This window comes from Paenibacillus sp. FSL R7-0210 (assembly GCF_038009085.1).
Lineage (GTDB): Bacteria > Bacillota > Bacilli > Paenibacillales > Paenibacillaceae > Paenibacillus_AQ > Paenibacillus_AQ silagei.
On the sequence record NZ_JBBPAR010000001.1, the window covers coordinates 4,391,326 to 4,410,458 of the forward strand.

Consider the following 19,133-nt stretch of genomic DNA (forward strand, 5'->3'; position numbering starts at 1 on the left):
TAATGCCTCCTTTTCAATATAATCCGGATTCGCCCGACTTCTTGGCGAGCCAGTTGGTGCCGAGCACCAGCACGACCCCGATGACCGATTTGAACAAGCCGATGGCGGTGCTGTAGCTGAACGCTCCCTGGGTAATCCCCAGCGCATACACATAGGTATCGAAGACCTCGGCCACCTCACGGTTCAGCGCATTCATCATCAGATAGATCTGCTCGAAGCCGTTATCCAGAATCGTACCCATCCGCAGAATCAGCAGAATAACAATCGTGCTGCGGATCGCGGGCAGTGTAATATGCCAGGTCTGGCGCCAGCGGCTGGCCCCGTCCACCACGGCTGCTTCATATTGCTCCACATCGACACCGGCCAGAGCAGCGAGGAAAATAATCGTCCCCCAGCCGCATTCCTTCCAGATGGTCTGCAGAATAATCATCGGGCGGAACCAATCGGGATTAGCGAGGAAATCAATTTTGCGCCCGGTAACCGTGAACAGGAATTCATTGACCGCACCACCCTGTGTCGTAAGGAACACGTAGGAGATACTGGCGACGATGACCATCGAGATGAAATGGGGCACGTAGATCAGCGTCTGAATCGTCCTTTTATAGAAGGAGAGCCGGATCTCATTGAGCAGCAGCGCCAGAATAATCGGTGCCGGGAAAAAGAACACCAGATTATACAGCGACAGCACCAGCGTATTGCGCAGCAGCATGAAGAAATCAGGGTTCTGAAAAAACGTGCGGAAATGCTCCAGGCCGACCCAGCCGCTCTTCCAAAAGCCCAGAAAAGGCTGATAATCCTTAAAGGCGAGCAGCACTCCCCACATCGGCACATATTTGAACAGCAGGAAATACAGGAGTCCGGGGCTGAGCAGAATGTAAAGCCATTTGTCCCGCTTCAGACGTCTGAAGCGCTGCTCGCGCCTGCTGCGGCGGAAGCTTGTGCCCGTGCTGATCTCTGCTGCCCCCATTGCCGCTCCTTGCTTCATTGACATTCACCTCCGTATGGATAAGCAGCCCCTGCTACTACACTTCACTACATTGCCGTGGCTGCGCTTTCTATTATGGTTGGCGGGTGTTTTTCCGGCAATCGGACTTTTTGGACAGCGCTTTGAACGCCCTCTGCGCCGCTTCCGCAATAAAGTCCAAAACCGGCAAAACTTTACTATTGCATGTGGGGGGCGGACACTATATAGATTGAAATGATAATTACATTTTTGGGAGAGTCGTGACTCCAGAGAAGTTTTGGGCTTCCGGCCGCTGTTGTCTGCAGATTTCTTGATATATACCGTTTTTAACGGTTGAAATCCGCAGCCAGCTGATGCTTACGATGCGAGCTTTCCTGCGGAAAGCTTTCAGGCGGTCGCTACCGCTAATGCAGCTCCAAAATTCCCCTCCGTCACTCCTCCTCAAATTTATGTTTTCAAATTCAAACTATATAGCTTGGGGACTGGGGGTAAAAAGATAAAATCATACAGAGCCCGTATGGGCTTACGGGAGGTCAAAAGAATGCAGCAAAAGTTATATTACGGTGCCGCGTGGTACCCCGAGCTGTGGGGGGAGGCTGAACGGCAGCAGGATCTTCAGCTCATGCAGGAGACCGGGATTAATCTGGTACGCATGGGCGAGTTCATCTGGTCGCTGCTGGAGCCGGAGGAAGACTCCATCGATGTCCGGCCGTTCGCTGAGCATATCCGGCAGCTCCATGCCCATGGCATCGACACGGTTATGTGTACGCCCACCGCGACCCCGCCAATCTGGCTCACTCACGGGCACCCGGAGCGCCTGTTCGTCCGGGCAGACGGGGCGCTAATGAGTCACGGGTCCAGGCAGCATGTCTGCACGAATAACCCTTATTTCCGCCAGCGGGCTGCGGTAATTACGGAAGAGCTGGCCCGTGTGCTGGGGCAGCTCCCGGGTCTTGCCGCCTGGCAGCTCGACAACGAGCTGAAGGCACATGTGGCGGAATGCATGTGCGGGGCCTGCCGCTCCCTGTGGCATGAGTGGCTGGAGCACCGTTACGGTAGCATCGGCGAGCTGAATGTAGCGTGGGGAACCGGCGTATGGAGCCACACCTACCAGCGGTTCGATCAGGTGCCGCAGCCGGTGGCTACGCCTTTTCTGCATAATTCATCGCTCGTCACCCAGTACCGGTTGTTCCAGATGGAGAAGGTTGCGGAGTTCTCAGGGGAACAGGCGGCGATCATCCGCCGCTATTCGGCGGCTCCGATCACGCACAACAGCAATGTCCCTTTTCATCTGGACAATGAGCAGCTGTTCCGGGAGCTTGATTTCGCTTCGTTCGACACCTACGCCTCTCAGGCCAACAGGCACGCTTATCTGCTGAACTGTGATCTGTGGCGCGGGTTCAACCCCGGGCGGGATTTCTGGCTGATGGAGACCGGCCCGGCCTATGCCGCTTCGCTTACAAGCTACGGCGAGCCGCACCCGGACGGCTATCTCACCGCTGAAGCCGTGGCCGCCTACGCGCTAGGGGCAGGCGCCTTCTGCTACTGGCTGTGGCGGCAGCAGCGCACGGGCAGCGAGCAGACGCATAGCTCGATTATCAGCGCCTGGGGCCAGCCTGCGCTCGGGTATGACAATGTGCGCACAGCTTCCGCCGCCAGGCTGCGGATCGAGCCGCACATGCTGAATACCCGGCCGGTGCAGGCCGAGGTGGCGATTACTTATTCGGACCGGGCCAAGGCGTTCCTGGCCACGGAGCCGCACCGGCAGCTGAACTACCGTTCCCTGCTGGGGGACTTTTACAGACGGATTCTCGATCTGGGGATTCACCGTGACCTGCTGCCGGAAGGCGGCGATTTAAGCGGCTATAAGCTGCTGTTCACGCCTTACATCCATTATCTGTCGCCGGAATATATGCAGAAGGCGCTCGCCTTCACAGCGGCTGGCGGCATCTGGATCGTTGGCCCGCTTAGCGGAGGCCGCACCGCCGAGCATACCCTGCATACAGATGCTGCTCTGGGAGAACTGGAGCGCTTCGCAGGTGTGAACACTACCTTCGTCTACCCGATGGAGGGGACGGGCAGCATCGGGGAGGCCTTCGGCTGCTCCGCACCGCTGTCGCTATGGAGCGCCGTCTTCGAGCCGCTGCCGGGCGGAGCCACCGTGATCGGCATGATCACGGAAGGCCGGACGCCGGGCCTGGCCTACCTGACCGAGCAGCCCTATGGCCGGGGAGCCATCGTCATGCTCGGCTCCCTGCCCTCGGGCAGCGAGGGCGACAAGCAGCTGTGCGCACTGATTGAGCATTATGCCGCCCGGGCCGGAGTCACCCGGCGCAGTGATGTCACGCCGGGCACCATTCTCTGCCCGAGAAGCGGCGCTGCCGGGGAGCTGTGGACGCTCGTCAACATGGACGGCCTTGGCGGCAGCGTCACCCTGCCGCGCAGCGGGCAGGATGTGTTGACCGGCACTCCTGTGCCCGCCGGTCCGCTGCCCATTGGCGCTTATGAATACAGGCTGATCTCGCTGTAGTAGTGGAATATCCTCCTGCCGATGGCGGAGAACGCTGCCTCCCAGCAAACAAGTGGAAAAACGCAGCTTGCTATGCTGGTTTCCAAGGAATTTCCGGAAGCAAGTGGATAAACAACAACTAATTATGGTCGTTTAGGCCAGTTTGGGGGAAACGGGTTCATTTAAGTGCTGTTTATCCAATTGCTGTCCTGGCATAGGACCGTTGCCGGTCAGCAGGTGGAGTTTATCCAACTCTTTCCCTCCCGCATCATACGCGAGGTGTCTAGTCATACGGAGCGTGAAGCTTACGCTGGCTGGGCCCCTCCCCCTTAGCGGTGTTTCACCAGCAAGAGGAGTGTTACCTGTGCCCATGCCGGACACAACACAAAAACACCCGGCAGCTTCTCCCGCCGCCGGGTGTTTTTCCTTTTACCATATCTGCTTATACGTTAGTCTTCTCTGCTTCTTCCGCCTGCTGGAGCAGCCCGATCTGATGCAGATGATTCAACAGCTGCTGGTAATGGTCGGCCTTCTTCTGGACGGTAAGAACCAGCTTACGGAACTGGTCTGTGTCCTGGCCCGATTTCTCCAGAATACGCAGCAGGTCGCTATTGATCTGCTCCACATCCTCCATGCTGCTCTCCTGGGACTCCTGGATTGCCTCCAGATGTTCGAAGACCTGCTCCTCCGCGACTACGATTTCATTCATATATACGGTGGACTCACCGATCTTCGCCGTGGTCTCGTTCATCGCGAGCATTCCATCCCCGGACTTGCTGTGGATCTGCTCCATGACGCGGGTCATTCCTGAGAGTGAACCCATAATCTCCTTCACATGGCTGCGGGTGCTGTCAGCAAGCTTGCGGATCTCCGTGGAGACAACGGCGAAGCCGCGTCCATGCTCACCAGCCCGCGCCGCCTCAATCGCCGCATTCAGCGAGAGCAGATTCGTCTGCTCGGCAATATCCGTAATGATCTTGGCCAGCTGCTCAATGCTGTGGAAATGCTCCCGCAGATCCTCATTCAAAGCAACGAACTCAGTAAATACCTCCGAGGCCTTCTGCATTTCCGCAGAGATCTGGATATTGGCTTCCTTGGCAAATTCGATTTTGTTGGATGAGTAGGACAAGCTGCCATACATTTCATTAATCAGATCTTCAGTCTGTCCGTTGTTGGTCTTCAAATGTTCCAGGAGCTGCTGAGTCCCGGCGATTTGGCCGATCATCTCCCCGCCGCCTGCCCGCAAGGCCTCGAAGTCCTCCACCAGTTGGGCCTCTTCCTTCAGGATAGCTCCAGTCTCAAGGCGGATCTGCTCCGCCAGGGCATATGCATGTTCCCCATAAGACACCGTGCCTGAAGCATGTACAGACGGTTCTACGCTATCGTTACCGCTGTGAGGTACATGTGCGTTAGTGCCTGCTTCCTCTACTGCGGCTTTTCCCTCTGCTATAACCGTTTCTGTTAATGCAACCGTATCCTTAGCTGCGATCACACGCTCTGCTATGGCTCTCTCCGCTAACCCGCTTGTATTACTCTGACTTTGAACGCCTTCAGCAGAGGGGGTTCTCCCCCAAGCTGTGCGCAGTTTGCTTAACCACTCCATCCGATTTCAACTCTCCCTTATTCAACCAGCAGCAGAATCATAGTCTGATTGGCATGCTTAGTATAATATTGCTCTCCATAGCTGATGAAGCCTGTAGTGTTACCGCAGAACCCAAGCATCTTCTCGTCAAAAGCTCCCCAAAGACCGTCCCGTGTAAACAGCTGGTCCCGCAGCGTACAGTTAATATTGAGGACAAACGAAGGCTTGAACGGACTGCCGCCCAGCGTCTCCTCCAGCACTGCCAGCGGATCGGCTGAACTCAGCAGCTCCACATAAGTACTAGACATAATCTGACTGTAAAATGTGACAGAGCCATCCGGATGAACCGCCTCCCTCCAGATGGTGCCTGGCCTCGTCCAAGGTGTTAAAAGATACAGCAATCATTATGTATACCAAACCTTCCTTTGCGGAATTTTCTCCCGCATACTGTTACTGAAAAATTAAGTTATAATTTTCAATACTACTCATGGTAAAGCCAGAACCGGGTTCATTGTCTGTGAACAATGTCGCAGCCTGTGCCGGGTTCCCATGTAACAAGGTTGAGCCGTTCCTGCAAACCCTGTATCATGAATATATCACAGATCACAGAAAAGAGGCCTCGGCATATGACCTATTCCCAACGCTCCACCCACCCTGCCGCCGCATCCGACTACACGTATCTGGAATATCAGATCAGCATAGCTGCCGATGAATTAGCAGTCGCGGTGAAAGCGCAGGACGAGCCCCGGGCAGAAGCTATCCGGCTTAAGATTGCTGAACTCGAAGACAAGCTTGCGCTGCTTGAGGATTAAGTACAACTACTCTATCCCCACCACGGAAGGAAGGCTGATACAATGGCTATACGCGGATATTACTTTGCAATGGAAGATGAACTGGTGCAGCAAATTGCCGCAGGCAGCACCCCGCTGGCGAGCTTGAACATAGACAAGTACCCGGGACTGGATATCGACCGTACCTGGGAGGCGATTCACTACCTGCTCTGCGGTGATATATCGGATGGGCCTGCGCCGCTTGGATATGTGGTTCCGCTGCATTCAGACCAGGGTATTGAGTTCGGGGCATACGGGGCATTCTGCCTGCGTGCCGGACAAGTGGCCGAAGCGCTTGACGCTATTTCCCGGCTGGATGAAGCTCAGCTGCGCTTGCGTTATGATTTCCGGACCATGGCCGAGGAGGAGGTCTACCCGCTGGACCCTGATACGGTGTCTGACGATGATGCGGATGCTTTCTTTGCCTATCTGCTCCAGTTCTTCACCGAGATCCAGCGGTTCTACAGCCAGACTGTCGCTGCTGGTAAAGGCATTATTTTCTATTTGTTTTGAAGCCTGGCTCTCTCGTCAGATGGCGCGCTGGACTAGGTGGTTTATGGCGAGTGAGGTGCGTGCGCTGAATTCAGGGGCATTTGTGCCCCTGATTCCCGTGTCTAGCCCGCATTCGGCGAAATCAAGGGCACTTATGCTCCTCATTTGCTCGTTTCAGCCGTTTGTGCCGAATTCGGGTGCACTAATGCACCTGATTTGCTCATTTCGGCCGCTTGCGCCAAATTCGGGTGCACTAATGCTCCTCATCGGCCTACCTCTTCCCACCCGGCAGCTATTAGAGGGATTTATACACTTGATTTCCTCACTCAGCCCACTTCCAGCAAGATTAGAGGGATTTATACACTTGATTTCCTCATTCAGCCCACTTCCAGCAAGATTAGAGGGATTTATACACTTGATTCTCTCATTCAGCCCACTTCCAGCAAGATTAGAGGGATTTATACACTTGATTTCCTCACTCAGCCTACTTCCAGCAAGATTAGAGGGATTTATACACTTGATTTCCTCATTTAGCTTACACCCAGCAAAATCAGAGGGATTTATCCCTGTGATTTCACGACGCAGCCACGCTTCCGGCCTACGGTGATCAGGGGAGGAAGGCGGGAGACCGTCTCACCTTCCGCGACCACCAAAAAAGGCTATCCCTGTCACTGCTGACAGTGGGATAGCCCAATCACTCAGTTACTTCACACCATTCTTACTCTAGCTCAACCTAAGTCATCTATCTTACTTTAGCTCATCTAGCTCAACCTAACTCATCTATCTCACTCTACCTAATCTAGCCAAATCTAACTCTTCTGTCTCACTCTAGCTCACCTAGCCAAATCTAACTCTTCTGTCTCACTCTAGCTCATCTAGCCAAACCTCACTCATCTCTGTCTCACCCTAGCTAATCTACCTCACCCTAGCCACCATCAACCTCGTTCCAGTTCACCCTCAGCCTCGCTCCAGCCTAACAACGCTCCAGATCTGGCTCAACATCCGGCCCGCTCTACTCGCCTTCCGCAAACCATCGCCCGGCAGCTTGCGCTTAGACCAGCTTCACCAGGCTGTAATTCTTCTTGCCCTTGCGGACGATGATGAACTTGCCGCCGATGGCATCTGCAGCTGTAATCTCCGTCTCCAGCTCATTCACACGCTCCCCGTTAATCGAGATTGCGCCTTTAGTAATATCCTCACGCGCCTGGCGTTTGGATGGCTCCACTCCCAGGTCCACCAGCCAGTCTACAATGTTCTTGGTCTCAGTGCCCGCTGTGAAGGTCGGCATTTCCTTGAAGCCTTCCTCGATTTCGTCCGCAGTCAGGGAGCGGATATCGCCGCTGAACAGTGCCGCGCTGATACGTTTGGCCTGCTCCAGCAGCTCCTCGCTGTGCACAAAGCGGGTCATTTCCTCGGCCAGCGCTTTTTGCGCTTCGCGTTTATGCGGCTCAGTGGCTACCTTCTCCTCAAGCGACTCAATCTCTTCCTTGCTCAGGAAGGTGAAGTACTTCAAGTATTTAACCACATCACGGTCATCGGTGTTCGCCCAGAACTGGTAGAACTCGTAAGGGGTAGTCTGCTTCGGATCAAGCCAGATGGCGCCGCCGGCGGTTTTACCGAACTTCGTACCGTCAGCCTTCAGCATGAGCGGAATGGTCAGGCCGAAGGCTTTGGCTTCGTTGCCTTCTTTTTTACGGATCAGATCGAGGCCGCTCGTAATATTGCCCCATTGGTCCGAGCCGCCGACCTGAAGCTGCACATCCTCGTTCTGGAACAGGTGCAGGTAGTCAATGGACTGCAGAATCTGGTAAGCAAACTCCGTGAACGAGATGCCGCTGTCCAGACGGCTGGCGACTACATCCTTGGCGAGCATCGTGTTGATGCTGAAGTTTTTGCCGAAATCACGCAGGAAATCAATGACGTTCATATCCTTGGTCCAATCATAGTTGTTGACCAGCCGGACCTGGTTGTCGTTGTCAGTCAGGAACAACTTCTTCATCTGGGCCGTCAGCGCATCCACATTCTCCTGCACCTGCTCCAGCGTCTGCAAAGAGCGCTCACTCTGGCGTCCGCTCGGATCGCCGATTGTTCCCGTAGCTCCCCCGATCAGAATCACCGGACGGTGACCCGCCAGCTGGAAGCGCCGCAGCACCATGAACGGAATCAGGTGGCCGATATGCATACTGTTGCCCGTCGGGTCCACGCCGCAATACAGTGACACCGCCTTACTCTCCGTCAATTCACGCAGTCCGTCCGCATCTGTCTGCTGGTTAATGGCATCGCGCCACAATAGCTCGTCGATAATGTTCAACATGTACAGCCCCTTTTGTGTAAGTGATTGTTCTATATCCCTTGGTATCCGTCAAAAAAACAGCAGCCCTACCGCAGCAGCCTCAGAAGCTTAAGCCCGCCACGCACCCAGCCAGCAAACCGCACAGACAACAAAAAAATCGCCCCTTGTCTATTCAGACACAGGGACGATTATCATTAACCGTGTTACCACCCAAATTGCACAGACCTGATGCTGCACGCAGGTCCATACCACTCTCAGGCGAGTTATCGTTCGCTTAGCTCCGCTTGGCATTACCCAAGATACTCCCGAGGCGTAATTCGCAGTCCGCTTGTATGTACCGGGTTCCATCGACCCCCGGCTCTCTGGGAACAGGGACAAGGCTGCTACTGGCTCGTTCAACGTATACCAACTATAAGATTACAGAAAGTATAGCCGCTCCGCAAAAGGTTGTCAATGCAGAGCACCACCGCAATTAAACCGCCTGCTCCGGCAACGAGAAAAATGTTACATGCACCTGAATCCGTGATACATTAGGTAGAGGAAACAACCGTTCTTCAAAGCACATTACAAATTATCTTAAGACAAAGGAGAGTCAGCAGCTTATGAAGAGTATCGCAGTGTTCTGCGGTTCCAGTGAAGGGGCTTCGCCCGTATACAAGGAATCCGCTATTCTACTCGGCAAGGAGCTTGCCGCACGTAACATTACGCTGATCTATGGCGGAGCTACTGTAGGCTTGATGGGCGCTATTGCAGATAGCGTGATGCAGGCGGGAGGCCGCGTGATTGGGGTGCTGCCGCATTTTCTGAAGCAAAGAGAAATCGAGCACACCCGTCTGACAGAGCTGATTATGGTAGACTCTATGCACGAACGGAAGCTTAAGATGTCTGAGCTGGCGGACGGATTCATTGCTATGCCCGGCGGCCCGGGCACGATGGAGGAGTATTTCGAGATTTTCACCTGGGCTCAGCTCGGCCTGCATCAGAAGCCCTGCGGACTGCTTAATGTGAATCATTATTATGATCCGCTGATTGCCCTGTTCAGCAACATGGCCCGGGAACAATTCATGCAGGAGAAGCATCATTCCATCATGCTGAACGCTACCACGCCGGAGGGCATTCTGCAGCAGTTCGCAGAGTATACGCCGCCTCCAGTGAAGCAATATCTTACAGAAAAGCGTACTTGAAAAGTCTCTGCCCTCCTTATAACGCAATATACTATGCGCGAGACTGCAGCTATAGCCTGACCACTATGTAGCCTGCCTGATCCTGCCAGAAAGAGGTTATACCTATGTCGTTGTCTGCTTATTCCGGTTATGATGCGCTGGGGCTTGCCGCTCTAGTAAAGGCACGGGAGGTCTCGGCGCGTGAGCTTGTGGAAGCCGCCTATGCCCGGATGGATGAGGTGAATCCGCTGCTGAATGCGGTGGTGCGCACCCGCCGGGAGGCCGCGCTGAAGGAGGCTGCGGAGATGCCCCTTGATTCCGGGGATACCCCCCGTCCGTTCGCCGGCGTCCCCTTCCTGCTGAAGGATATCTCCCAGGCGATTGGCGGCGAACCGCTGACCTCGGGCGCTCTGCTGATGAAGGACAATGTCGCGAAGCGGGACTCTAACTATGTGGCCCGTATCCGGCGCGGCGGCTTCATTCCGCTGGGCCATACGAATACGCCGGAATTCGGGCTGAAAAACATCACCGAGCCCCTCCTTCACGGCCCGGCCCGCAATCCCTGGAACCCCGCCTGTTCACCCGGCGGCTCCAGCGGCGGTGCGGCGGCGGCGGTTGCCGCCGGGATCGTGCCGGCCGCCGGAGCCAGTGACGGCGGCGGCTCCATCCGCATACCGGCCTCGTTCACCGGCCTGTTCGGGCTGAAGCCGACGCGCGGGCGTACGCCGGTCGGCCCGGGGATCGGCCGCCAGTGGCAGGGCGCGTCGATTGATTTTGCGCTGACCCGCTCTGTGCGGGATAGCGCCGCGATGCTGGATCTGCTGCAGGTGGTGCAGCCGGAAGCGGCTTTTCAGACGCCGCTGTATCCGGGCGTCTACCTGGACGATTTGCTGAAGCCCGCACAGCGGAAGCTGCGGATCGCCTTCACCACCGCTTCGCCGGTGGGAACACCGGTATCCGCTGAGGCGGTAGAGGCCGTGCGGAAGACGGTCAAGTGGCTGGAGTCCGAGGGCTATGAGGTGGAAGAGAAGCTGAGCCCGGTCAACGGGGTCCGGCTGATGGACAACTACTATACGATGAACGCCGGAGAAGTATCCGCCATGTTCCTGTCGCTTGAGAGCGCCATGGGCCGTGCAATTAAGGCAGAGGAAGTGGATATTGTCACCTGGGTGCTGGCCGAAGCCGGGAAGCAGGTCTCGGCGGCAGAGTTCGTACACAGTCTGCACGAATGGGATGTAGCTGCTGCGCAGATGGCCGCGCTGATGGACCGCTTCGATCTGTATATTACTCCGGCTAATGCAGACTCTGCCCCGAAGATCGGAGAACTGACCCAGACCACGGCGGAGACAGAGAAGCTGATGCAGGTCAGCGGGCTGCCGAAGGACGCGCAGAGGCGGATGATCTACGAGATGTTCGAGCCGAGCCTAACGTACACGCCCTTCACCCAGCTCGCCAACCTGACCGGCCAGCCCGCCATGAGCGTTCCGGTGCATCTTACGGCCGAAGGAATGCCGATAGGCGTCCAGGTCATGGCCTCCAAAGGGCGCGAGGACCTGCTGCTCCAGCTCGCCGCTTGTCTGGAGCAATCCCCGCTGTGGGTGGGGATGAGCGGGAATGCAGGCTTTGCTTGATGCCTGTTCCGTTGCCTGAATACTATGAAAAGGGCCGTCCGCAGCGTGAAATAACGTTGCGGACGGCCCTTTTGCTGTGATCTCTCCGGGAGCTTCCAGAGACTTCCGCGAACCATCAGCCCTCCTCCAGAAAAGCCGCATTGAACTTCCGCAGCAGCTCCCCGAAAGAATGCCCCTCCTCCTCCGACCAGCCCTTTAGCAGTTGTTCGATCATCTCCTGCCGGACCTGCCGGTTCTCCTCCAGACTCGCTTTGCCCGTCTCTGTAATCTGCAGCGAATAAGCCCGCCCGTCCACAGGGTCCGGTACCCGGGTGATGTACCCCTTACTCTCCAGTGAGGCAGCCTGTCGGCTGACCGTAGAAATATCCAACTGAAACTCATCGGAGATTGCCTTTATCCCGGCAGTTCCTTCACGAGAGGCAATGTGATGCAGCAGCAGGTAGGCCGCACGATCCAGATTACCTATTTTTTTGAACGTGGTAATTGAAGTGAGACGGCGGAACAGAACCGCCATTTCCAGCTCTATTGTCTCAATTGAATGTTTGTCCATGCCGGTTGCCCCTCTTCTCTTTTATTCATTGACTTTACTCTTTCCACTTGTATAATACAAGTATATACTTTCATGATACAACTTATTTCTGCAAAAGCTAATTTTCAGGGGGAACCGGTATGAAAGCCCATGAATTCATGGTCCGTCAGGTGTACAAGGTTAAGCAGGAAGACACCGTACGGACTTTTATTGAGAAATGTATTGCCCACCGGATCAGCGGTATGCCTGTCGTGAATGACCGGAATGAGATTGTCGCCTACCTCAGCGACGGGGATATTATGCGCTATATCGGCAGGCATGAGGATCTGATTGTGGATTCTTTTTTCCAGATTAATGTGTTCGTCGGGGATAATGATCTGTTCGAGGAACGGGCGCAGAAGCTGCTGGGTCTGAACGTAATGGCTATCGCCAAGAAGAAGGTCATCACTGTACATGCCGAAGAAGATATTGAAGCCATCGCCACCATCCTCGGCAAAAAGCAAATCAAAAAGGTTCCCGTTGAACGGAACCATGTGCTGGTCGGCATCATCAGCCGCGGCGATGTGATCCGCCATTCCTTCAAGGCGCTGCTCTAGGATTAACAATCCTCGCCACTAACGCCTGCTTATCCTCATATGCTGCCTGACCGTCCTGTGTCTCTCCCCGGCAGCGGCTACATATTCGAAATGGCGCTTACACTCTCCTTGTGATAGTTGCGGCACCCTGCTTTTTATGTCATTGTTGAAGCAGATGTAGTCCATTCGTCAGGTATAGTCTTTTCATAAGGAGAGAACCATCTGTGCTGCCTATTCATGAAATCATCGCCAATCCCAAAGCCAGAGAGATCTATTTCACGGTCAGAAAACACGGTACCGTCTCCAAGCAGACCCTGCTGGACGAAAGCGGACTGACCATAAGCACGTTAACACGCATCCTGGATGAACTGTTGTCCCAGGAGCTTCTGGTTGAGGTCGGCTTCGGCGAATCCACCGGAGGACGCCGCCCTACCCTCTATGAGACGAATCCATCTTACGCTTATCTGCTGGGGCTGGAGATCTCCCGTACCCATGCCAAGCTTGTGCTGACAGACTTTCATCTGCGCTTGCTGGGCGAGCATACCTGGAGCATGGATGCAGGGCTTACCCCCGAGCTTCTAATGGAGTCGCTCCACAGACAAGGCTTACAGATGCTTGACGCAGCCTCTGTCCAGCTTAGCCGGGTCGCCGGTCTGGGCATCGGCGCGGTTGGTCCGCTGGACCGCACAGCCGGAGTTATCCTGAATCCGGCCCGTTTTCCTGCAGAGGGCTGGTCACAAGTACATATCAAGGAACAGCTGGAGCAGCGCCTGGGGGTGCCTGTCTATCTGGATAATGGAGCCAATACGGCACTGCTCGGCGAATACTGGGCCGGCAGCAACCGGATGCAGCAGCACCTTCTCTATCTCCATGCCGGAATCGGCCTGCGCTCCGCTATTATGAACGATGGGCGGCTGCTCTACGGCATAATCGATACCGAGGGAGCGGTCGGGCAGATGATCATTGACCGCGCGGGAGTACCGCCGCAGCTTCCCGGCGGCAACGCCGGGGCCTGGGAGAGCTATGTGTCGGTCCGGACGCTGGAGGGACAGGCCCGCGAGGCCTGGCGGCTGGACAGCAGCACAAGCCTCCGTGCTCTGGCAGAGCATGCGGAGGCTTTGGAATTCGTCCATCTGCTGGAAGCGCTCCGGGAGCGCGATCCTGTGATGGTCCGGTTATTTGAAGAGATGGCCGTACCCTGCGGCATCGGACTGGCGAACCTGATTAACATCCTCCACCCGGAGGAAGTCATCCTCGGCGGCCCGCTGTTCCTGGCCGCAGATTTCTACGAGACTGCCACCCGGATCGCGCTGGAGCGGACCTATTACCGCGGACAATATAACGTCCGCTTCACCCGGAGCAGCCTGGGCGAGCGTGCTGTCGCAACAGGCGCATGTGCTCTGGTGCTGCACCAGTTGACGAGCTGAGAGGGCGTACCGCATTCCCGCCCTGCGCCTGCTTTAGGCCGGGATAAGGTGCACTTCTGCACCTTACTCTGCCCAACGCCAACTTGAACTCAAGTGCACTTTTACACCTCATTCTCACCCATCGCCAACTTTCGGCCAATTCAGGTGCACTTTTACATCTTATTCCCGCCCCAACGCCCGCTTTCAGTTAGCGGGTTTGGCTGGGTTCCGGCAAGGTTGCACCTTTTGCAGGATTTCTCTACATTGGTTACTGGCTGTGGAGCTATTGTTGCAGATTTTGCAGGAATTTCGGCGAACCGGTGCTAATTGGATCTGTGTTGTTGCAATTTGTGCAGGATTCCTGCGCTGGCTGCTCCTATGGGGCTGCATTGTTGCACTTTATGCACAATCTGCCTACGGTCGCTGCAATTGAGCTAGAAATGTTGCATTTTAAGCACACTCCCCGCTCAAGTCGCTCCCATTGAGCTGCAATGTTGCACTTTTTGCACATTCTGCCCACGGTTGCTACTATCGTACTAGAATTGTTGCACTTTATGCACACTCTCCGCTCAAGTCGCTCCTATTAAGCTACCATTGTTGCACTTTATGCACCATCCCACCACTACCGCTCCTCATTCCCTCCTTCAGCCAGCTTCCAGCTCCATCTATTCCCCCGGCTCCAGACAGAGCCGGAGCAGATCATCTACATGCGCAGTCGCCAGGCATTCTACCGTATCCGCAGAGCCGTAATAGATCTTGACCTCACCGTCATCCTCCAGAATCATTCCTCCGGGGAAAATCACATGATTACGGAAGCCCCCGCCAATCTCATAATCCGTCTCCGGTGCCAGCAGCGGCTGCTTGCTCATGCCAATTACCTTGCGGGGGTCCTCCAGATCCAGCAGCATAATTCCGGCGGTGTAGCGCTTCTTCCAGGTGTCTTCCCAGCCGTGCTTGCCCCGGGCCGGGTCTACATCCACCGCATGGAAGGTGGTCAGCCAGCCCTTGTCCGTCCGGACGGGAGGCGCGGCCGGACCGACCTTGTCATTGGCAAACGGCACCTGCTCGACGGCGAGCAGCAGGCTGGAGTTGCCCCAATGCACAAGGTCCGGCGACTCGGAGATCCAGGCGTCGAAACGATCCCGGCCGCCGCGGCTGTACACCGTGAAGGGACGCTCCAGCCGGACGTATTTGCCGCCAATCAGCTCGGGAAACAGCACCATATTGCGCAGGTCCGGTGTGGACAGGCTGAGTACCTCGAAGTGTTCCAGATCATCGGTGACGGCAATTCCGCCGCGGATGCCATGGCGTGTATCCACGGCAAAGCACATATAACAACGGCCGCCGAGCACTGTCAGGCGCGGGTCGTAAGCACGGATAATTTCCTCATCGTGCATTTTGAACACCGGCTTCGGGCTGGCGGTCCAGCTCAGCCCGTCGTCGCTGTAGGCAATGCCGAGATCCGTGGTGTGGTGCGGCTCAAGCGTCTGATCGGCCAGTGAGCCGTAATCATTGCGGAAGATCATCACATATTTGCCGTTGAATTTCGTTACACCGGCATTGAATACCAGTGCGGTGGGGTAAGGAACCTTCGCTGCATCCAGCACCGGATTCCCCGGATACCGCCGGATGAACGGGGCGGATTGCAGAATCGCCGGAATGTGTAGTGTCATGGGGTGTACCTCCTTAAATGTTGAATGTTGATTGTTTCATGTTGTCTATAGTCTGTGCAGAGCCGTACAGCTACCCCTTCAGGGAACCGGCGGTCATCTGCATGAAGGATTTGTTGGCGAACAGATAGGCGACGAGAATCGGCAGAATGGACAAGCAGGCGCCCGCCATCATGTAGTGGGTCTGGGAAGCGGCCGAAATCCCGTATTTCAGGTTCGCCAGCCCGACGGTCAGCGTCTGCAGCTCCGGCTTCGTCATCGTGAACACGAGCGGCAGCAGATATTCATTCCACGCGCCGCGGAAGGTGAACAGGGCACCAACGCCAAGTCCGGGTCCGAGCAGCGGCAGAATGATCCGCCAGAAGGTCCGGCCCGGAGAGCAGCCGTCGATCAGCGCCGCCTCGTCCAGCTCGCGGGGAATCCCCTTCATGAAGCTGAACAGAATGAAGAAGATCGAAGCATGGGCGGAGATCAGAATCAATATAACGCCCCACAGGCTGTTGTGCAGATGAAGCTTAACCATCAGATCGAACTGCGGACGCAGCACAACCGCCCCTACAGCCACGAACATGGTGAACGATTGCAGTCCGATATACAATTTTTTGCCGGCAAAATCCATCCGGTCCACTACATAAGCCGCCATGGATGATACCAGAAGCGTGCCGACCACTGCCGCCAGAGAAACCATCAGGCTGTTCAGCGTATATCTGGAGAAATTCGCCTGCGACCAGGCTTCGGCATAGTTCGAGAAGTGCCAGCTCTCCGGCAGGAAAGTCGCTCCCGCAGTAAGCTCAGCATTGGTCTTGAAGGAGCCCAGGATGGTGATCACGACCGGAATCAGGGTGACAAATGCAACGGTCAGCAAAAAAATCCACAGGATGATTTTGCCCAGTATGGTTCTTAGTCTCATAATAGCCTCTCTCCTCAATCGGTCTGATTCATGCGTCTGGATGCGTAGAAATAAATGAGTGATATCATCCCTACAATGACCGCAGACACAAAGGCGACCGCACTGCCGTATCCGAACTCCTGGACCTGAACCGCCGCGCTGCCCCCGCCGACAGGGAAAAATAATTTGTACAAATACAGGAACATGACCTCCGTCTTGCCTACAGGACCGCCTTCAGTCAGTACCATGATGCTCTCGTAGCCCTTCAGGGCTGTGATGATCGCCAGCATAATAACCATCTGCATGACAGGCCCGAGCATCGGCAGGGTGACATAGCGGAACTGCTGAATTTTCCCTGCCCCGTCCAGAGAAGAGGCCTCATACACATCCTCGGGAATATTCTGCAGACCGGCGAGGAAGAGCAGCATGTAATTGCCGACCGCCCCCCAGGCCGCAACCAGGATGACAGTGAGCATGGCATATTTCGGCCCCAGCCAATCGACACCGGAATCAGAGATGCCTGAGCGGATCAGGAACTGGTTGAGAATTCCGTTATACGAGTTGAAAATCGTGAAGAAGACTACAGCCATTACGGCAGTACTGATGACGGTCGGCATGAAGAAAATCCCCCGCAGCAGCTGTCTGCCCCGCAGCCCCCGGTTCAATATGGCGGCCAGCAGCAGGGCCAGCGGAATGGTGATCAGCAGCTTGCCGCCTGCATAAACAAATGTATTCACCACCGAATCCCAGAACTGGGTGTCCTTCAGAATGCGGCTGAAATTGGCCAGACCGGTAAACCGCGCCGTTCCGAACCCTTTGTAATCATAGAACATATAGCGGAACGCCCAGGCAATCGGGTAAATCCCGAGGACCAATGTGAGCAAGGCACTTGGAAAGATAAAGCTGTATGAAAATAAGGCATGTTTTGTTTTGTTCATCTGGTTTCTTCCGGCTCCTTTCCTTTACGGCCAGAGCAGAGGGATGAGGAAGCTGCTCCCTCATCCCCCGCTATCCCGGCCTATATATCTCTATCCCTAACCTTTTGTCTATTTGGCGAACTTGCCGCCCAGAGCGGCGGGATCGAAGCTTGCATCCGGCTCGGCCTTCACGCCGTCATTCGCAATTACACTGTCCAGTGCAGCATTATAGCGTTTGTTCAGATCAGCGATAATCGCCTTCAGGTCGCCGCCATTCAGCATATATTTGAAGAAGGCGTCATCCGATTTCATCCCTTCCGGTGCTACAGACGGATAGACCGGCCACACTCCATCGTACTTGTTCGGCAGGAAGCCTTCGATGCCGTTCACATCCGGTGTCTTGGCTGCTGCGCTGATGGACGGAACCATGGAGATGCCGAAGCCTTTTTCCTGATAATCCGTCAGCACCTGATCGCCGTACATGAACTCCATGAACTTCCAGGCTGCTTCTTTGTGCTCTGATTTCGAGCTGAGCGCCAGCCATTGGCCCCCGAGGAAGCCGGAAGCCCCCTTCACATTGCCGTCGATGGTCGGAACCGGAGCGGCCGCCCAGTCAATCTTGGCCGGGAACTGATTCTTGTAGACGCCCGGCTCCGAGGAGTAGGACATGTACATTCCGATCTTGCCTTCCGCAAACTGCGCCCGCAGCGGATCAATATCCAGCGATTCTACACCCGGCAGCATACTGCCGTCGTCCTTGATCTGCTTAAAAGCATTGATGATCGGCTCGAAGCCGCTGAAGTCATAGCGGGCCGTCTTGAAATCATACCCGAAGCCGCCATAGCCGCTCATCTCCGCAACCACCCGCGCTGAACGTGCGAACGCACTGCCGGGATTCTTGAAGTTAAGGGCGAAGCCGTAGGCGCCGTCCGCTTTGCCGGCTTCGGTCAGTTTCTTGGCTGTATCCACCAGCTCCTGTAAGGTAGTCGGCGGATGCTCAATGCCCGCTTTGGCGAACAGATCCTTGTTGTACACCAGACGCATGGTCGTTCCGTAGTTCGGCAGACTGTAACGCTTGCCGTCAAATTCATTCAGATCCGGCATGGCCGGGAATTTCGTCTTCATCTCATCGCTCAGGAACTCGTCAATCGGAGCGAGAAAGCCTTTTTTGTAGAAGGTCTGGATGGTATTCTCCTTCGCCCGGATCACATCCGGCGCATCCGAGGTCTGGAAGGACAGATCGAGTGCGGTATCGAAGTCATCGCCCTTGACGACCAGCTCCACTTCAATCCCGTCAGGATTGGATGCGTTGAACTCGGCTACCTTCTCCTTTATAAAATCCGCATCGTGGCGGTCGCCTGTCCAATAGCTGATTTTAGTTTTTTCCCCCGAACCGGCCTTCGCCCCTTCTCCCTTGCCTTCAGCTGCATTGCCGCCGCCGCTGTTACCATTGCCGCAGGCTGCCAAGCCGAGTGCCAGGACCAGGCTCAGAGATGTCATTAGCGTACGCTTCATCATTGGTAGTGCCCCCTTATATACCCTGCTGTATTCGCTTACAACTTGATTATAGTTCTATAGGCGGATTCAGATAAGGCGGGTAAGCCCACATTAAGGGCAGATTTCTGTAGGAGTTGTATACAAACAGGGGAGGCAATCTCCGCCCTGCGGAAATTCCTCCCCTGC

General features: G+C 55.5%; 16 protein-coding genes. 7 read left to right on the plus strand and 9 right to left on the minus strand.

The features are described 5' to 3' along the window. Positions 1-13 precede the first annotated feature (13 nt). On the minus strand, positions 14-985 hold the full coding sequence (locus tag MKY64_RS18770; protein WP_036722630.1) for an ABC transporter permease: 972 nt from the start codon (positions 983-985) through the stop codon (positions 14-16). Between the two features lie 520 nt (positions 986-1,505). Between MKY64_RS18770 and MKY64_RS18775 the strand changes: the two genes are divergently transcribed. Then, positions 1,506-3,494 (plus strand): beta-galactosidase, encoded by a 1,989-nt coding sequence (locus MKY64_RS18775; protein WP_340954984.1) that lies wholly within the window; start codon positions 1,506-1,508, stop codon positions 3,492-3,494. Between the two features lie 421 nt (positions 3,495-3,915). Here the strand turns inward: MKY64_RS18775 and MKY64_RS18780 are convergent, their stop codons facing one another. Next, entirely contained in the window at positions 3,916-5,076 is a 1,161-nt protein-coding gene (locus MKY64_RS18780; protein ID WP_340954985.1) for a methyl-accepting chemotaxis protein, read from the minus strand. Positions 5,077-5,093: 17 nt separating this feature from the next. Next, positions 5,094-5,363, minus strand: coding sequence for a hypothetical protein (locus MKY64_RS18785; protein ID WP_340954987.1), 270 nt, complete (start codon positions 5,361-5,363; stop codon positions 5,094-5,096). Positions 5,364-5,681: 318 nt separating this feature from the next. On the opposite strand from MKY64_RS18785, the gene MKY64_RS18790 reads away from it, so the two are divergent. Both MKY64_RS18790 and MKY64_RS18795 read left to right on the plus strand, forming a co-directional pair. Beyond that, positions 5,682-5,867, plus strand: coding sequence for a hypothetical protein (locus MKY64_RS18790; protein WP_036722636.1), 186 nt, complete (start codon positions 5,682-5,684; stop codon positions 5,865-5,867). Positions 5,868-5,909: 42 nt separating this feature from the next. Next, positions 5,910-6,398, plus strand: coding sequence for a YfbM family protein (locus MKY64_RS18795; RefSeq protein ID WP_339254809.1), 489 nt, complete (start codon positions 5,910-5,912; stop codon positions 6,396-6,398). Between the two features lie 1,030 nt (positions 6,399-7,428). Here the strand turns inward: MKY64_RS18795 and tyrS are convergent. Next, positions 7,429-8,688, minus strand: a complete 1,260-nt coding sequence (gene tyrS, locus MKY64_RS18800; RefSeq protein ID WP_340958126.1) for a tyrosine--tRNA ligase — start codon at positions 8,686-8,688, stop codon at positions 7,429-7,431. 584 nt (positions 8,689-9,272) lie between these two features. Between tyrS and MKY64_RS18805 the strand changes: the two genes are divergently transcribed. Beyond that, entirely contained in the window at positions 9,273-9,854 is a 582-nt protein-coding gene (locus MKY64_RS18805; protein ID WP_340954991.1) for an LOG family protein, read from the plus strand. A gap of 104 nt (positions 9,855-9,958) precedes the next feature. Next, positions 9,959-11,464 carry an amidase gene (locus MKY64_RS18810; protein ID WP_340954992.1) on the plus strand — a complete coding sequence of 502 codons (1,506 nt, stop codon included), beginning with the start codon at positions 9,959-9,961 and terminating at the stop codon, positions 11,462-11,464. 115 nt (positions 11,465-11,579) lie between these two features. On the opposite strand, the gene MKY64_RS18815 is transcribed toward MKY64_RS18810, so the two are convergent. Further along, the gene (locus MKY64_RS18815; protein WP_036725642.1) at positions 11,580-12,014 is read right to left on the minus strand and encodes a MarR family winged helix-turn-helix transcriptional regulator; all 435 of its coding nucleotides are present in this window, start codon (positions 12,012-12,014) and stop codon (positions 11,580-11,582) included. 119 nt (positions 12,015-12,133) lie between these two features. Here MKY64_RS18815 and MKY64_RS18820 point away from each other — a divergent pair, with 119 nt between their 5' ends. Continuing rightward, positions 12,134-12,589 (plus strand): CBS domain-containing protein, encoded by a 456-nt coding sequence (locus MKY64_RS18820; protein WP_036696539.1) that lies wholly within the window; start codon positions 12,134-12,136, stop codon positions 12,587-12,589. Between the two features lie 203 nt (positions 12,590-12,792). Then, positions 12,793-13,995, plus strand: coding sequence for an ROK family protein (locus MKY64_RS18825; RefSeq protein WP_036725643.1), 1,203 nt, complete (start codon positions 12,793-12,795; stop codon positions 13,993-13,995). A 644-nt stretch (positions 13,996-14,639) separates the two neighbouring features. On the opposite strand, the gene MKY64_RS18830 is transcribed toward MKY64_RS18825, so the two are convergent. From MKY64_RS18830 to MKY64_RS18845, 4 genes are all read right to left on the minus strand, one after another. Next, positions 14,640-15,647: a glycoside hydrolase family 130 protein gene (locus MKY64_RS18830; RefSeq protein WP_340954995.1), complete on the minus strand. Its 1,008-nt coding sequence runs from the start codon at positions 15,645-15,647 to the stop codon at positions 14,640-14,642. 70 nt (positions 15,648-15,717) lie between these two features. Beyond that, a complete protein-coding gene (locus tag MKY64_RS18835) occupies positions 15,718-16,554 on the minus strand; it encodes a carbohydrate ABC transporter permease (RefSeq protein WP_036725647.1) in 837 nt (278 codons plus the stop codon). Between the two features lie 14 nt (positions 16,555-16,568). Next, positions 16,569-17,471, minus strand: coding sequence for a carbohydrate ABC transporter permease (locus MKY64_RS18840; protein WP_076079689.1), 903 nt, complete (start codon positions 17,469-17,471; stop codon positions 16,569-16,571). Between the two features lie 108 nt (positions 17,472-17,579). After that, complete coding sequence (locus tag MKY64_RS18845) at positions 17,580-18,968, minus strand: ABC transporter substrate-binding protein (protein ID WP_340954998.1); 1,389 nt, start codon at positions 18,966-18,968, stop codon at positions 17,580-17,582. Positions 18,969-19,133 lie beyond the last annotated feature (165 nt).

What these genes read in the sequence shown, in the direction of transcription:
- MKY64_RS18770 (WP_036722630.1), bottom strand. Translation starts at nt 985, where the DNA reads ATGAAGCAAGGAGCGGCAATGGGGGCAGCAGAGATCAGCACGGGCACA.
- MKY64_RS18775 (WP_340954984.1), top strand. Translation starts at nt 1,506, where the DNA reads ATGCAGCAAAAGTTATATTACGGTGCCGCGTGGTACCCCGAGCTGTGG.
- MKY64_RS18780 (WP_340954985.1), bottom strand. Translation starts at nt 5,076, where the DNA reads ATGGAGTGGTTAAGCAAACTGCGCACAGCTTGGGGGAGAACCCCCTCT.
- MKY64_RS18785 (WP_340954987.1), bottom strand. Translation starts at nt 5,363, where the DNA reads ATGTCTAGTACTTATGTGGAGCTGCTGAGTTCAGCCGATCCGCTGGCA.
- MKY64_RS18790 (WP_036722636.1), top strand. Translation starts at nt 5,682, where the DNA reads ATGACCTATTCCCAACGCTCCACCCACCCTGCCGCCGCATCCGACTAC.
- MKY64_RS18795 (WP_339254809.1), top strand. Translation starts at nt 5,910, where the DNA reads ATGGCTATACGCGGATATTACTTTGCAATGGAAGATGAACTGGTGCAG.
- MKY64_RS18805 (WP_340954991.1), top strand. Translation starts at nt 9,273, where the DNA reads ATGAAGAGTATCGCAGTGTTCTGCGGTTCCAGTGAAGGGGCTTCGCCC.
- MKY64_RS18810 (WP_340954992.1), top strand. Translation starts at nt 9,959, where the DNA reads ATGTCGTTGTCTGCTTATTCCGGTTATGATGCGCTGGGGCTTGCCGCT.
- MKY64_RS18815 (WP_036725642.1), bottom strand. Translation starts at nt 12,014, where the DNA reads ATGGACAAACATTCAATTGAGACAATAGAGCTGGAAATGGCGGTTCTG.
- MKY64_RS18820 (WP_036696539.1), top strand. Translation starts at nt 12,134, where the DNA reads ATGAAAGCCCATGAATTCATGGTCCGTCAGGTGTACAAGGTTAAGCAG.
- MKY64_RS18830 (WP_340954995.1), bottom strand. Translation starts at nt 15,647, where the DNA reads ATGACACTACACATTCCGGCGATTCTGCAATCCGCCCCGTTCATCCGG.
- MKY64_RS18835 (WP_036725647.1), bottom strand. Translation starts at nt 16,554, where the DNA reads ATGAGACTAAGAACCATACTGGGCAAAATCATCCTGTGGATTTTTTTG.
- MKY64_RS18840 (WP_076079689.1), bottom strand. Translation starts at nt 17,471, where the DNA reads ATGAACAAAACAAAACATGCCTTATTTTCATACAGCTTTATCTTTCCA.
- MKY64_RS18845 (WP_340954998.1), bottom strand. Translation starts at nt 18,968, where the DNA reads ATGATGAAGCGTACGCTAATGACATCTCTGAGCCTGGTCCTGGCACTC.